25 protein-coding genes are annotated in these 12,818 nt (G+C 58.3%); 4 read left to right on the top strand and 21 right to left on the bottom strand.

Annotated elements, in window-relative coordinates; genetic code table 11:
* Positions 1-21 precede the first annotated feature (21 nt).
* The 11 genes from rplR to TR61_RS15120 form a co-directional block, all read right to left on the bottom strand.
* On the bottom strand, positions 22-381 hold the full coding sequence (rplR, locus tag TR61_RS15070; RefSeq protein WP_050931354.1) for a 50S ribosomal protein L18: 360 nt from the start codon (positions 379-381) through the stop codon (positions 22-24).
* A gap of 11 nt (positions 382-392) precedes the next feature.
* Complete coding sequence (rplF, locus tag TR61_RS15075; protein WP_050931355.1) at positions 393-926, bottom strand: 50S ribosomal protein L6; 534 nt, start codon at positions 924-926, stop codon at positions 393-395.
* A gap of 12 nt (positions 927-938) precedes the next feature.
* Positions 939-1,331 (bottom strand): 30S ribosomal protein S8, encoded by a 393-nt coding sequence (gene rpsH, locus TR61_RS15080; RefSeq protein ID WP_050931356.1) that lies wholly within the window; start codon positions 1,329-1,331, stop codon positions 939-941.
* A gap of 14 nt (positions 1,332-1,345) precedes the next feature.
* Complete coding sequence (rpsN, locus tag TR61_RS15085) at positions 1,346-1,651, bottom strand: 30S ribosomal protein S14 (protein WP_050931357.1); 306 nt, start codon at positions 1,649-1,651, stop codon at positions 1,346-1,348.
* 21 nt (positions 1,652-1,672) lie between these two features.
* Positions 1,673-2,236 (bottom strand): 50S ribosomal protein L5, encoded by a 564-nt coding sequence (gene rplE / locus TR61_RS15090; protein WP_050931358.1) that lies wholly within the window; start codon positions 2,234-2,236, stop codon positions 1,673-1,675.
* Positions 2,236-2,541 carry a 50S ribosomal protein L24 gene (rplX, locus tag TR61_RS15095; protein ID WP_050931359.1) on the bottom strand — a complete coding sequence of 102 codons (306 nt, stop codon included), beginning with the start codon at positions 2,539-2,541 and terminating at the stop codon, positions 2,236-2,238. The genes rplE and rplX overlap by 1 nt, the downstream gene beginning before the upstream one ends.
* 1 nt (position 2,542) lies before the next feature.
* Positions 2,543-2,911: a 50S ribosomal protein L14 gene (rplN, locus tag TR61_RS15100; RefSeq protein ID WP_008757934.1), complete on the bottom strand. Its 369-nt coding sequence runs from the start codon at positions 2,909-2,911 to the stop codon at positions 2,543-2,545.
* A gap of 77 nt (positions 2,912-2,988) precedes the next feature.
* Entirely contained in the window at positions 2,989-3,219 is a 231-nt protein-coding gene (rpsQ, locus tag TR61_RS15105) for a 30S ribosomal protein S17 (protein ID WP_008555996.1), read from the bottom strand.
* A gap of 12 nt (positions 3,220-3,231) precedes the next feature.
* Positions 3,232-3,432, bottom strand: a complete 201-nt coding sequence (gene rpmC, locus TR61_RS15110) for a 50S ribosomal protein L29 (RefSeq protein ID WP_050931360.1) — start codon at positions 3,430-3,432, stop codon at positions 3,232-3,234.
* Positions 3,433-3,584: 152 nt separating this feature from the next.
* Complete coding sequence (locus TR61_RS15115; protein WP_050931361.1) at positions 3,585-4,418, bottom strand: FkbM family methyltransferase; 834 nt, start codon at positions 4,416-4,418, stop codon at positions 3,585-3,587.
* Positions 4,419-4,570: 152 nt separating this feature from the next.
* Complete coding sequence (locus TR61_RS15120) at positions 4,571-5,191, bottom strand: TIGR02466 family protein (protein ID WP_050931375.1); 621 nt, start codon at positions 5,189-5,191, stop codon at positions 4,571-4,573.
* A gap of 82 nt (positions 5,192-5,273) precedes the next feature.
* Between TR61_RS15120 and TR61_RS15125 the strand changes: the two genes are divergently transcribed.
* Positions 5,274-5,948, top strand: a complete 675-nt coding sequence (locus TR61_RS15125) for a lysozyme family protein (RefSeq protein WP_172676993.1) — start codon at positions 5,274-5,276, stop codon at positions 5,946-5,948.
* A 16-nt stretch (positions 5,949-5,964) separates the two neighbouring features.
* On the opposite strand, the gene TR61_RS15130 is transcribed toward TR61_RS15125, so the two are convergent.
* The 6 genes from TR61_RS15130 to rplB form a co-directional block, all read right to left on the bottom strand.
* Positions 5,965-6,474: a riboflavin biosynthesis intermediates N-glycosidase gene (locus tag TR61_RS15130; RefSeq protein ID WP_050931362.1), complete on the bottom strand. Its 510-nt coding sequence runs from the start codon at positions 6,472-6,474 to the stop codon at positions 5,965-5,967.
* A 121-nt stretch (positions 6,475-6,595) separates the two neighbouring features.
* The gene (rplP, locus tag TR61_RS15135) at positions 6,596-7,009 is read right to left on the bottom strand and encodes a 50S ribosomal protein L16 (protein ID WP_050931363.1); all 414 of its coding nucleotides are present in this window, start codon (positions 7,007-7,009) and stop codon (positions 6,596-6,598) included.
* Positions 7,010-7,021: 12 nt separating this feature from the next.
* On the bottom strand, positions 7,022-7,732 hold the full coding sequence (rpsC, locus tag TR61_RS15140) for a 30S ribosomal protein S3 (RefSeq protein WP_050931364.1): 711 nt from the start codon (positions 7,730-7,732) through the stop codon (positions 7,022-7,024).
* Positions 7,732-8,112: a 50S ribosomal protein L22 gene (rplV, locus tag TR61_RS15145; RefSeq protein ID WP_050931365.1), complete on the bottom strand. Its 381-nt coding sequence runs from the start codon at positions 8,110-8,112 to the stop codon at positions 7,732-7,734. Before rplV ends, rpsC begins: the two co-directional genes overlap by 1 nt.
* A 3-nt stretch (positions 8,113-8,115) precedes the next feature.
* Positions 8,116-8,394 (bottom strand): 30S ribosomal protein S19, encoded by a 279-nt coding sequence (rpsS, locus tag TR61_RS15150; RefSeq protein ID WP_050931366.1) that lies wholly within the window; start codon positions 8,392-8,394, stop codon positions 8,116-8,118.
* A gap of 3 nt (positions 8,395-8,397) precedes the next feature.
* Entirely contained in the window at positions 8,398-9,240 is an 843-nt protein-coding gene (gene rplB / locus TR61_RS15155; protein WP_050931367.1) for a 50S ribosomal protein L2, read from the bottom strand.
* A gap of 273 nt (positions 9,241-9,513) precedes the next feature.
* Here rplB and TR61_RS15160 point away from each other — a divergent pair, with 273 nt between their 5' ends.
* The 3 genes from TR61_RS15160 (at position 9,514) to TR61_RS19990 (ending at position 10,538) form a co-directional block, all read left to right on the top strand.
* On the top strand, positions 9,514-9,828 hold the full coding sequence (locus TR61_RS15160; RefSeq protein ID WP_050931368.1) for a DUF1272 domain-containing protein: 315 nt from the start codon (positions 9,514-9,516) through the stop codon (positions 9,826-9,828).
* Between the two features lie 73 nt (positions 9,829-9,901).
* Positions 9,902-10,315, top strand: coding sequence for a phasin family protein (locus TR61_RS15165; RefSeq protein WP_172676994.1), 414 nt, complete (start codon positions 9,902-9,904; stop codon positions 10,313-10,315).
* A 73-nt stretch (positions 10,316-10,388) separates the two neighbouring features.
* Positions 10,389-10,538 (top strand): hypothetical protein, encoded by a 150-nt coding sequence (locus TR61_RS19990; protein WP_157440935.1) that lies wholly within the window; start codon positions 10,389-10,391, stop codon positions 10,536-10,538.
* A 61-nt stretch (positions 10,539-10,599) separates the two neighbouring features.
* On the opposite strand, the gene TR61_RS15170 is transcribed toward TR61_RS19990, so the two are convergent.
* From TR61_RS15170 to rpsJ, 4 genes are read right to left on the bottom strand one after another with little or no spacing between them, the layout of a single operon-like run.
* Positions 10,600-10,896 carry a 50S ribosomal protein L23 gene (locus TR61_RS15170; protein ID WP_050931370.1) on the bottom strand — a complete coding sequence of 99 codons (297 nt, stop codon included), beginning with the start codon at positions 10,894-10,896 and terminating at the stop codon, positions 10,600-10,602.
* Positions 10,893-11,510 carry a 50S ribosomal protein L4 gene (rplD, locus tag TR61_RS15175; RefSeq protein ID WP_050931371.1) on the bottom strand — a complete coding sequence of 206 codons (618 nt, stop codon included), beginning with the start codon at positions 11,508-11,510 and terminating at the stop codon, positions 10,893-10,895. The genes TR61_RS15170 and rplD overlap by 4 nt, the downstream gene beginning before the upstream one ends.
* The gene (rplC, locus tag TR61_RS15180; protein ID WP_050931372.1) at positions 11,510-12,379 is read right to left on the bottom strand and encodes a 50S ribosomal protein L3; all 870 of its coding nucleotides are present in this window, start codon (positions 12,377-12,379) and stop codon (positions 11,510-11,512) included. The genes rplD and rplC overlap by 1 nt, the downstream gene beginning before the upstream one ends.
* Positions 12,380-12,397: 18 nt before the next feature.
* A complete protein-coding gene (gene rpsJ / locus TR61_RS15185) occupies positions 12,398-12,712 on the bottom strand; it encodes a 30S ribosomal protein S10 (RefSeq protein ID WP_005621947.1) in 315 nt (104 codons plus the stop codon).
* Between the last annotated feature and the right edge of the window lie 106 nt (positions 12,713-12,818).

The following is a 12,818-nucleotide window of genomic DNA, read 5'->3' on the forward strand; positions in this document are numbered from 1 at the left end:
GGTGCTAACCCACCAGCCACATCAGATCTTCAACCCGCCTTCACGCGCGGCGTCGGCCAGAGCCTTCACCTTGCCGTGGAAGAGGAAACCGCCGCGGTCGAAGTAAGCTTCGCTCACGCCGGCTTTCTTGGCGCGTTCGGCAATCGCGGCACCCACTTTGGTGGCCGCTTCGATGTTGTTCTTGCCGACAACGCCCAGATCTTTTTCCAATGTCGAAGCGGACGCGATGGTCACGCCTTTGACATCGTCGATCAGCTGGACGCTGATGTTTTTCGACGAGCGGTGCACGCTCAGGCGTGCGCGCCCTGCGTTCACTTTGCGAAGTTTGTTCCGGACGCGCAGGCGGCGCTTGAGGAACAGGGTCCGTTTGCTGTTTGCCATCTGACTGGTCCTTACTTCTTCTTACCTTCCTTGCGGAAGATATACTCATCTTTGTACTTGATCCCCTTGCCCTTGTAGGGCTCGGGAGCACGCCATTTGCGGATGTTCGCCGCCACTTCTCCGACCAGCTGCTGATCGATGCCTTCGACAACGATCTCGGTCTGCTTCGGAGCGGTGATCGTCACGCCCTCGGGCGCCACGAAATCCACATCGTGGGAGTAGCCCAGGTTCAGCTTCAGGGTGTTGCCCTGCATCTGTGCCCTGTAGCCCACACCGCTGATCTCAAGCTCTTTCTTGAAGCCTTCGGTGACGCCGGTGACCAGGTTCTGCACCTGCGTGCGGGACATACCCCATTGCTGACGGGCGCGCTTGGATTTGCCGCGCGGGTCAACCTTGATGATATTGTCCTCGATGGTGATGGTCACATCGTCGGTTGCGGTGAAGCTGCGGGTGCCCTTGGGCCCTTTCACTTCAACGGTCTGGCCGGACACAGAGGCAGAGACGCCGCTGGGCAGTTCGACCGGTTTCTTACCAATACGAGACATTGCCAGACCTCCTTAGAAGACCGTGCAAAGCACTTCGCCGCCGACATTGGCTGCGCGTGCGTTTGCATCCGACATAACGCCCTTGGAGGTGGAGACGATCGACACGCCCAGGCCCTGACGGACCGAGGGGATGTCGCCCACACCCATATACACACGACGGCCCGGTTTCGACACGCGCTTGAGTTCGCGGATCACGGGGGTGCCTTCGTAGTATTTCAGGCTGATTTCAATCGCGGGATGGCCGTTGGCATCGGTGGTGTCTTCGAAACCACGGATATAGCCTTCGTCCGCCATCACTTCGAGCACGCGTTTCCGCAGCTTCGACGCCGGCGTCATCACAGTGGACTTGCCGCGCATCTGGCTGTTGCGGATACGGGTGAGCATATCGCCGATAGGATCGTTCATGATCTAGCCCTCCCTTACCAGCTCGACTTGACCATGCCGGGGATCTGGCCGTTGGAGCCCAGTTCCCGCAGCGCGATACGCGAGATTTTCAGTTTACGGTAATACGCGTGCGGACGGCCCGTCAGCTGGCAGCGGTTGTGCAGCCGTGTCGGCGAGCTGTTGCGCGGCAGTTTGGCAAGCTTCAGGCGTGCTTTGAAACGCTCTTCCATCGGCTTGCTTTCGTCATTCGCGATCTCTTTAAGCTCGGCGCGTTTGGCAGCGTATTTCTCCACCAGGCGCTGACGCTTTGCTTCGCGTGCGATCATGGATTTCTTAGCCATATCTCTTCTCTCTCCCGAAGCTTAGCTGTTGAAGGGCATGTTGAAATGCTTCAACAGCGCCTTGGCTTCAGCGTCGGTATTCGCTGTGGTGGTGATGATGATGTCCATGCCCCAGACCTCATCGACCTTGTCGAAGTCGATCTCGGGGAACACGATGTGCTCTTTCATGCCCATCGCATAGTTGCCGCGACCGTCAAAGCTTTTGCCGGACACGCCACGGAAGTCGCGGACGCGGGGCAGAGCAATGGTGATCAGGCGATCCAGGAATTCATACATACGGTCGCCACGCAGGGTGACTTTCGCGCCCAGAGGCATGTCTTCACGAACGCGGAAGCCCGCGATGGATTTCTTTGCCTTGGTCGTGACAGCCTGCTGGCCTGCGATCTTGGTCAGATCCTCGACAGCCGATTTGGCTTTCTTGCTGTCTTTGACCGCTTCGGCACCACAGCCGATGTTCAGAACGATCTTGTCCAGACGCGGGATCTGCATGTCGTTCTTATAGCCAAACTCTTCTTTCAGAGCGGCTTTGATCGTCTCGCGGTACTGGGCTTTCAGACGCGGGGTGTAGGTTGCAGCATCAAGCATCAGATCACATCCCCTGTTGTCTTGGCAAAACGCACTTTCTTGCCGTCTTCCATGCGGAAGCCAACGCGCGTTGCTTTGCCGTTTGCGTCGATCATCGACAGGTTCGAAAGGTCGATCGGCATTGCCTTGGGCAGGCGGCCGCCCTGGCTGTTCTGGCTTTGGCGTGTGTGGCGGATGGCCATGTTGATGCCATCGACAACCGCTTTGCCGGCTTTGGGGTCAACCGAGACGATTTCGCCTTCTTTGCCCTTGTCCTTGCCGGCCAGAACGACGACCTTGTCGCCTTTTTTCAGTTTCGCAGCCATCTTACAGCACCTCCGGAGCCAGCGAGATGATCTTCATGAAATTCTTGCCACGAAGCTCGCGCACGACCGGCCCGAAGATACGGGTGCCGACCGGCTCGTTGTTGTTGTTCAGGATAACAGCGGCGTTCCGGTCGAACCGGATCGCTGTGCCGTCTTCACGACGGACTTCTTTGGCGGTGCGCACGACGACGGCCTTGCGGACGTCACCTTTCTTTACGCGGCCGCGCGGGATGGCTTCCTTGACCGAGACAACGATGATGTCGCCAACGGATGCGTATTTACGCTTGGAACCACCCAGGACCTTGATGCACTGAACGCGGCGGGCGCCGCTATTGTCAGCAACATCCAGATTGGTCTGCATCTGGATCATGAGGTTACTCCCGACCTTTGGGGGGCGCCTTTGGCCTTGTCCCCAGGGTTTCGATCAAACCGAAAGGTTATGCAGGCTTACGCCTCCAGAACCTCCCAGCGTTTCGTTTTCGATTTCGGTGCGCATTCGATGATGCGAACGGTGTCACCGACCTTGAAAGCGTTCTTTTCATCGTGAGCCCGGTATTTCTTGGACTTACGGATGGTTTTCTTCAGAACCGGGTGTGTGAAACGGCGTTCCACAGAAACGGTCACTGTTTGCGCGTTTGCGTCGGAGGTCACGACGCCTTGCAGGATACGCTTGGGCATAGTCGCTTGTCCTTATTCGGCCGCTGCGCGGGCTTTTTCGTTCAGAATGGTCTTCACACGGGCCGCGTTGCGGCGGGCCGCTTTGATCCCTGCGGTGTTTTCCAGCTGGCCGGTGGCTTGCTGAAAGCGCAGGTTGAAGCTTTCTTTTTTCAGGTTGGCAAGCTCTTCCCGAAGCTGATCGGGCGTCTTGTCACGCAGTTCATTGGCATTCATTGCCGTCTTCCTTTCAACATCACTGGTAGGCCGCCAGAAGCGTCACCCTGATTCCAGTGGAGTTCATGATGAGGGGGCCGTTTACGCCCCCTTCGCACATAAAGCAACCCTTGATTTCAGATAAAGGCTGGTCGCTCAGACAGGAGCGCGACCTATCGTTTGCCGTCGACACCCGGGAGGGGCTCTGTGCTGGCAATGAAAAGGGCGTGATCCTGGCCAAGAAGCGTTTCGATGGGTTCCAGGGTCTGCGTCCGCTTCACCTTATCGGACAGAATGACCGAGAAAATGCCACGGCGTGGATCGTATCCGCGGTCGCTGAGCCACCGTCCCCAGGGATGGCCCAGAACCATGCGATAGAAATGCGTATAGCCCGTCTGGCGCAGAAAGGCTTCGATGCCCTCGCCCAGTTCAGGTTCTTCTTCAAAGAAACCCTCGGCGGCGATGATCGGCTTTTGCGTCTTCAGAGTTTGCTCAGCCCCACGCAGCATGTACAGCTCATGACCTTCCACGTCGATCTTCATGAAGCTGATATTTGTGAGACCATTCTGGGCCACATATTCATCCAGCGGCATGACCTTGATCTTGCTGTCGGCGTCCTCTTCCCTGTCGCAAACCGAGGACGCGCCAAGGTTCTGAGCGTTCTGCTTGAACCACAGTTCCCCCTGCTTGTCAGACAAGCCCAGTTGCACGGCTTCGACCTTGTGACCCAGCGTGTTCGCGCAAAGTACGTGATAAACCATCGGGTTGGGCTCGAAGGCGATGACGCGATCAAAGTGATTTTCGAAGTAACAGGCATGGTTGCCGATGTTCGCTCCGATATCCAGGCAGACCGAGTGCGGATCGAGATGCGCAAAGACTTTATCCCGGAGCACTTCGAGGTGATATTTTTCATACACCTCGCGAATGATGACCTCGGTGCTGACGATATCACCCAGAAAGACGGCACGCAGATGGGTCTTGCGGCCGCGGCGCGTCAGCTGCCTCATCCAGTTTCTGACAAGCGCCTGATAGAGCCGATTTGCCACTTAGTTCGCCTTTCTTCGACTGTGAAGCTCGGGTGGTTTTGACCCAATTGCCCAGATTGCGCAAGCATGGGTATGCGTCATCCGGTTTGTCGTGCGCCAGCAAGAGCGGCGGATCATTCCCACTTGTAATTGAAACTGACGCTGATGCGGTCGTCTTCGGCCATGTTCATCGGCACCTCGTGGCGCAGCCAGCTTTCCCACATCAGAACCTCGCCCGGTTGGGGTGCGATATAGATGAAGGGCTTGAGTTCATCGCGCGCATCCTTGATCCGGGCAGGTGCGGCCATCATCATCGCGTGGCGGGGGTCTTCCAGTTTCAGCGCCCCTGCCCCGTCGGGCACTTTGACATAGGTGGTGCCTGAAATCACGGAATGCGGGTGGATGTGGCTGGCATGCATGCCGCCTTCGGGCAGGATATTGATCCAGATATCTTCAAGGACCAGCGCGCGGCCATCGAGATCGAATTGCAGATCTTTGGCAAAGGCCGCGACATGGGCGTCGAGCGCTTTGACGACGTCGGCAAAGATCGGAAAACGCCAGGGCAGATCGGTGAGCGAGGCATAGGAGGTGTAGCCGGGATAGCCGTTTTCCTCGGACCAATCCTGACCGGCTTCATCATCTTCAGCGATGGAATAGCACGACGCCTCTAATTCGTTTGGGTCAATGGGCGTGCAGAATTCGGAGAGTTTCGCGCGGTAGAGACGGGTCACAAAGAGAGAGGAGATATCAGCCATACCCGCCTGATAGCGCGCGCATCTGGAAACGAAAAGGCTGATGGCAATCCTTCCGTAACTTTGCTGTGGCAAACGGGCGGGCATGAGAGTGTTCGTTTTGATCTGTGTGGTGATGGCGCCAGTTCTGGCAGCGGCAGAGCCTGCGCCACTGATGGCCAGTCGCCAGCCGATGTTTGCCTTGGGCGCGGCCCCGACGACCCAAAGCACGCGGGCCAGCCTCTTTTCTGGCGTCGGGGTGGGGTTGATGGCGCCACCGCCCGCCACCTTATCGGCGGACGGCAAGAAGGTGGCAAAGCAAATCCGCGACCTGATCGCGGCGGCCGAAGCAGGGCCTGCAGGGTATGATGCTGTGCAACATGGCGCGCGGGTCAAACCGGGTAAGCCACCGACCGCGATGACGCTGGCGCAGATCGATCGTTGGACCCGCGACACCCCGGGGCAACCCCACGCGATTGGACGGTATCAGTTCATCCCAAAGACTCTGCGCTGGCTGACAGCACGGCTAAACCTGCCACCCGAAACCCGGTTTACGGCTGCAGTGCAGGACCGGTTGGCCGATCTGCTGCTGGAAGATGCAGGGCTGGAAGCTGTACTGCGCGGGGAGATGAGCCAGCGCCGCTTCATGCGCAACCTTGCGCGCACATGGGCGGGCTTCCCTCTCCCCAATGGCCAATCCTACTATGAAGGGTTCGCCGGGAACATGGCCACCATGAGTTGGCAGCGCTTCAAGGGGCAGATCGGTCAGATCTTGTCGTGAGCGCCGACCAGCAGCCTCAGTCTGCGAGATTTTGAAAGCGGGCGAATTCGTCCGGGAATTCGTTTTTCAACTCGGCCCTCACTTTGGTGAGCGCGATGCCCAGCAGGTTCTTGCCCGGCCAATCTGCGATGGGCGTATTACGCGCTGCCTGTTCATCCAGCCCTATGCCCCAGATGGCGTCGTTGGGACTGGCCTCTACGATCTGGGCGGTTCCGGTTTTGAAGAGTTCTGCCCGCAAGTCGGGGTTTTGGTGAAACTTGGCGTGGTTGACTTTGACCACTTCATAAAGCTTGCGGCCATCCCAGGTTTTGCTGTCGAAATTCTTCACCTCACGCCCCAATGCCTTTTGCTCGCGGGGTTTTCGGGCCGCAAGGATTTTCGCGGCTGTCTTTTTGTCGCGAAACAGCATGGCCTTGGCGTACATCATCGCCTGTTCGGCCGTGTTGAACCGCACCCCCTTCATTTGGAAATGGGACGGATACCATTGGCTAAATGGGCCGCTCCAGAAGAACACGAAATCCTGCATGGGCCTATCTGTAGTGGCCGTGGGGAAAATGAGAAACCCCCGCCAGATTTCTCCAGCGGGGGTTTTATCTTTTTCGGGGCCGAGATTATTCGACGAATAATCTCATGCGCCGAAGATCTGTTTACCAGTCTTCGCGTACCACCACGCGGGTTTTCACCGGCAGTTTCATCGCGGCCAGACGCAGCGCCTCGCGGGCGATGTCGTCATTCACGCCGTCGATTTCGAACATCACGCGGCCAGGCTTGACCTTGCATGCCCAGAAATCGACCGAGCCTTTACCTTTACCCATCCGAACTTCGGTAGGCTTCGAGGTGACAGGTGTATCCGGGAAGATCCGGATCCAGACGCGGCCCTGACGTTTCATGTGACGCGTCATGGCACGACGGGCTGCCTCGATCTGGCGGGCCGTCACACGCTCGGGCGTGGTGGCTTTCAGACCGTAGGTGCCGAAGTTCAGGTCAGACCCGCCCTTCGCCAGACCTTTGATACGGCCTTTGTGCTGTTTGCGGAACTTGGTCCGTTTTGGCTGAAGCATTTATCTCACTCCTTACCGGCGGCCGCCCATGGCACCGCGAGGTGCTGGACCATCCTGGAGCTCCTGGGCTTTGCGATCGCGGGCCGACGGGTCGTGCTCCATGATCTCGCCTTTGAAGATCCAGACTTTGATGCCGATGATGCCGTAGGGCGTGGACGCCTCGGCATGTGCGTAATCGATGTCGGCGCGCAGGGTGTGCAGGGGCACACGGCCTTCACGGTACCATTCGGTCCGCGCGATTTCCGCACCGCCCAGACGACCGGCGACGTTCACACGGATGCCCAGGGCACCCATACGCATGGCGTTCTGCACGCCACGCTTCATCGCACGGCGGAAGGACACCCGGCGTTCCAGCTGCTGAGCAATCGATTCAGCAACCAGTTGTGCGTCAAGCTCCGGCTTGCGCACTTCAACGATGTTGAGGTGCAACTCGCTGTCGGTCATCGCGGCCAGTTTCTTGCGCAGCACTTCGATATCGGCGCCTTTTTTGCCGATGATCACACCGGGGCGGGCTGTGTGGATCGTCACGCGGCACTTTTTGTGCGGACGTTCGATGATCACACGGGCCACGCCGGCCTGCTTGCACTCTTCCTTGATGAACTCACGGATCTTGATGTCTTCCAGCAGAAGATCACCGTAATCCTTGGTGTCGGCGTACCAGCGGCTGTCCCAGGTGCGGTTCACCTGCAGGCGCATGCCAATCGGATTTACTTTCTGACCCATTAGGCTTGCTCCTCTACCTGACGAACCTTGATGGTAAGCTCGGAAAACGGCTTGATGATCCGACCAAACCGGCCACGTGCGCGCGGACGACCGCGTTTCATGGTCAGGTTCTTGCCGACCCAGGCTTCCGCCACGATCAGCTCGTCCACATCCAGGTTGTGGTTGTTTTCAGCGTTGGCAATTGCGGACTGAAGGCATTTCTTCACGTCCTGCGCGATCCGTTTCTTCGAGAAGGTCAGGTCGTTCAGAGCCTTGTCCACCTTCTTGCCACGGATCATAGCGGCCACCAGGTTCAGTTTCTGCGGGGAGGTCCGAAGCATGCGCACTTTGGCCATTGCTTCGTTATCTGCCACGCGGCGGGGGTTTTTTTCCTTGCCCATGACTTATTTCCGCTTCGCTTTTTTGTCAGCCGCGTGACCGTAATAGGTCCGGGTCGGCGAGTATTCACCAAACTTCTGGCCGATCATTTCTTCGGTCACGTTCACGGGAATATGCTTTTGCCCGTTATAGACGCCAAACGTCAGGCCCACGAATTGGGGCAGGATCGTCGAACGACGCGACCAGATTTTGATAACTTCATTGCGCCCCGATTCACGCGCAGCTTCTGCCTTTTTCAGGACATAGCTGTCGACAAAGGGGCCTTTCCATACAGAACGGCTCATGTCTTACCGCCTTTTCTTGCGGGCGTGACGCGAGCGGAGGATCAGCTTGCTGGACGCCTTGTTCTTGTTGCGGGTGCGCTTGCCTTTGGTGGGCTGGCCCCAGGGGCTGACCGGGTGACGACCGCCAGAGGTCCGGCCTTCACCACCGCCGTGGGGGTGATCAACCGGGTTCATGACGACACCACGCACCGACGGGCGGATGCCCTTGTGGCGCATACGGCCCGCTTTACCGAAGTTCTGGTTCGAGTTGTCGGGGTTCGACACCGCGCCAACAGTGGCCATGCATTCCTGACGCACCATCCGCAGCTCACCCGAGGAGAGGCGGATCTGGGCGTAGCCACCGTCACGACCAACAAACTGGGCATAGGTGCCTGCCGCGCGGGCGATCTGGCCGCCTTTGCCGGGCTTCAGTTCGATGTTGTGCACGATTGTCCCGATCGGCATGCCCGAGAAGGGCATCGCGTTGCCGGGTTTGATGTCGGCCTTCGCGCTTGCCACCACCTGATCACCAACCGCCAGACGTTGCGGCGCCAGGATATAGGCCTGCTCGCCGTCTTCGTATTTGATCAGCGCGATAAAGGCGGTCCGGTTCGGGTCGTATTCGATCCGTTCAACGGTTGCCGCCACGTCGAATTTGTTCCGTTTGAAATCAACGATCCGGTAAAGGCGTTTGGCGCCACCCCCGCGACGTCGCGAGGTAATCCGTCCGGTGTTGTTACGGCCGCCCGATTTGGTCAAACCCTCAGTCAGGGATTTGACAGGACGTCCTTTCCACAGCTCCGAACGGTCGATCAGCACCAGTCCACGCTGGCCCGGCGTCGTCGGCTTGTACGACTTGAGTGCCATGCTTTCTGTCTTCCGTTTAGCTCGGTCGAACAGAGTTCAACCAATATGTGAGGACGGCAATGCCGCCCAAGGTATAGGCCCCCTTAGGTGCCCGGTTACAGGGTGTTCTTGCGAACGACGACAAAGCCCCGGACGAATCCGGGGCCTTGCGGATGGGGTCGTGTATAAAGGGATGGCCTGCAGGTCAAGCCGCTCTTAAAGTTTTTCATCAGCTACAACCTCTGTCCAGCCCGGCAGCGGGTCATTTTGGCCAACCAGACAGGACTATTGCATATGCTGGAACTCCGCCCGAATTGCGAATGGTGTGACAAGGATCTACCGCCCGACAGCGACGAGGCGTATATCTGCACCTATGAATGCACTTATTGCGCCCATTGCGTTGAACATGTGCTGCAGGGGGTGTGCGCGACATGCGGCGGCGGCCTGGTAAAACGGCCGATCCGACCGAAGCAGAGTTACAGGGACGGGCATAAGTTGGGTCTGGGTAATAATCCGGCCTCGACCCTGCGGCGGCATTCGAAATGGACCCGGGACGAGGTTGACGCGCTCAGCCGGGCGCTGCGCGATATTGCGCCCAAGGACAGGTAGATGCCGCAGCGCGGCTGGCGTGAGACGATCTAGATCAATACCTCGATCCAGTGGCTATGATAACCTGATGACGATGACCGGCGCGGTGAACGATCCAGCGCTTGCGTCAAACTGTTCGAAAGGAGGCCTTTTCATGGCGAAATCCACAAAGAAATCCGCCGCTGACAAAGACAATCCGTTTGCGATGAGTGCGGCGATGATGGCGATCAACCCGGCTTCGATGCAAGCCTGGCAAGAGGTGATGACCGAATGCAGCCGCTTTGTCATGGACCGGTTGCAGCAGGATTTTGAGACGCAGCAAGCGATACTCGGCTGCAAAAGCCCCGCTGAGTTGGTTCAGCTGCAGACCGAATTTTATCAGAATGCGATCAAGCAATATTCCGAAGAAACGATGCGCCTGATGCAGATGATGTCGGACGCCGCGGGAACTGCCGTGAGCGAAGCGCAGTCCTCTACCAAACGGCGATATGACGACGTGCCGTTGTAGGGTTGGCGCAATCCTCTGACCGAGGGGGTGATCCCAAGCCTTTTGATGCGGTCCGGCACAAAGGAGCGACGCGATGAAACTCGTGATCTATGGTTTGATCTTTGCCGGTGTCATGTTTGGTTTGGCGATCGGAGCGCACAGCCTGCTGGTCACCACCTCTGCTGGTGACGGTGCTTGGGCTGAACGCGCTGCATCCGTCTGCGCCACCTGCCACGGCGGCTGAGGCGACATGAAAAAGGCCCCCGCTGTCGCGAGGGCCTTTTGTCTTGTTCTTCGAGGTCGGCTTAGAGGCCGGTGGTCACGTCGATCGTGTTACCCTCTTCCAGGGTGACATAGGCTTTCTTGACGTCTTTCCGCTTGCCCAGCTGGCCGCGGAAGCGCTTGACCTTGCCTTTGGTGATCGTTGTGTTGACCGCTTTGACCTTCACGCCAAACAAGGCCTCAACAGCTTCCTTGATCTGAGGTTTGTTCGCGTCGATCGACACTTCAAACACCACGGCACCGTTTTCGGACGCCATTGTGGTTTTCTCGGTGATGACCGGCTTGCGGATCACATCGTAATGTTCTGCCTTGGCACTCATTTCAAGCGAGCCTCCAGTGCTTCGACACCCGCCTTGGTGATCACGAGCGTGTCACGCTTGAGAATGTCATAAACGTTTGCGCCCATCGTCGGCAGGATGTCCAGACCTTCGATGTTGCGGGCGGCCTGGGCGAAACCTTCATTGACGGATGCACCGTCGATGATCAGGGCGCGCTTCCAGCCCAGGTTTTTCACCTGTTTGGCCAGTGCGCTGGTCTTGCCTTCGGCTTCTGCAGCTTCGATCACAACCAGTTCACCCGCTTTGGCCTTAGCCGACAACGCGTGCTTCAGCCCCAGCTTGCGGAATTTCTTCGGCAGGTCGTGGCCATGGCTGCGCGGTGTCGGGCCTTTGTAGATACCACCTTTGCGGAAGATCGGTGCGTTGCGGTCACCGTGGCGTGCACCGCCGGTGCCCTTCTGGCGATAGATCTTCTTGGTGGAATAGCTGGTTTCCGACCGGGTTTTCACCTTGTGGGTGCCTGCTTGGGCGTTGTTACGCTGCCAGCGGACCACACGGTGCAGGATGTCGGCGCGCGGTTCCAGACCGAACAGATCTTCGGGAAGATCCACGGATCCGGCTTTGCCGCCGTCCAGTTTGATGACGTCGAGTTTCATTATTCGTCACCTTCCTTTTTTTCAGGCGCGGCCTCGCCTTCGGCTTTATCCGCTTCGATTTCGGCCTCGGCGGCTTTCAGCGCTTCGGCTTCCTGAGCGGCCTGCTCTTCGGCCAGACGCTTGGCTTCGGCTTCCGCCTCGGCTGCGGCTGCGGCTGCGGCTTCTTCCGCTGCCTTGGCAGCAGCTTCAGCATCCGACTTCAGCGCGGCAGGCAGAATGGCGTTTTCAGGGAACGGCTTCTTGACCGCGTCCTTGACCGTCACCCATCCGCCTTTCGAACCCGGCACAGCGCCTTTGACCATGATCAGGCCTCGGTCTGCATCGGTGCGCACAACCTGCAGGTTTTGCGTGGTCACGCGGGCAGCACCCATGTGGCCGGCCATTTTCTTGCCTTTGAACACCTTGCCGGGGTCCTGACACTGACCGGTCGAACCATGCGAGCGGTGAGAGATCGATACACCGTGCGAGGCGCGCAGACCACCGAAGTTGTGGCGCTTCATCGCACCGGCAAAACCCTTACCGATCGAGGTGCCAGCCACGTCAACGTACTGACCTTCGAAGTAATGGTTTGCGGTGATTTCTTCGCCCACATTGATCAGGTTTTCCGGATCAACGCGGAATTCCGCGACTTTCCGCTTCGGCTCGACCTTGGCGACGGCGAAGTGGCCGCGCATGGCTTTGCTGACGCGTTTTGCTTTCGACGTACCGGCACCCAGCTGAACGGCGGTATAGCCGTCTTTTTCAGCGGTGCGCTGTGCGACGACCTGCAGCTTATCCAGCTGCAGAACGGTCACGGGCACTTGCCGTCCGTCTTCCATGAACAAGCGGGTCATGCCCACTTTCTTAGCGATCACACCAGAGCGCAACATATCAACTGCCTCCCCAGCTTACGATTGCAGCTTGATCTCGACATCCACGCCAGCGGCCAGGTCGAGCTTCATCAGCGCGTCCACGGTCTGGGGGGTCGGATCGACGATATCCAGCAGGCGCTTATGCGTGCGGATCTCGAACTGGTCACGGGATTTCTTGTCAACGTGAGGCCCACGCAGAACGGTGAACTTCTCGATCTTGTTCGGCAGCGGAATGGGGCCACGCACTTGCGCGCCGGTCCGCTTGGCGGTGTTGACGATCTCTTGCGTGCTGGCGTCCAGCACACGGTAGTCAAACGCCTTGAGCCGAATGCGAATGTTTTGGCTTTGCATTTTTGTTTCGCCTTTCAGCGGCTTTGGATTGATAGGAGGATCAGCGGCTCACCCGCTGACCCTCGTCGAACCCCGAGTAGTATTTACTCGACGATTTTCGAGACGA

The organism is Aestuariivita boseongensis (genome assembly GCF_001262635.1).
Taxonomy (GTDB): domain Bacteria; phylum Pseudomonadota; class Alphaproteobacteria; order Rhodobacterales; family Rhodobacteraceae; genus Aestuariivita; species Aestuariivita boseongensis.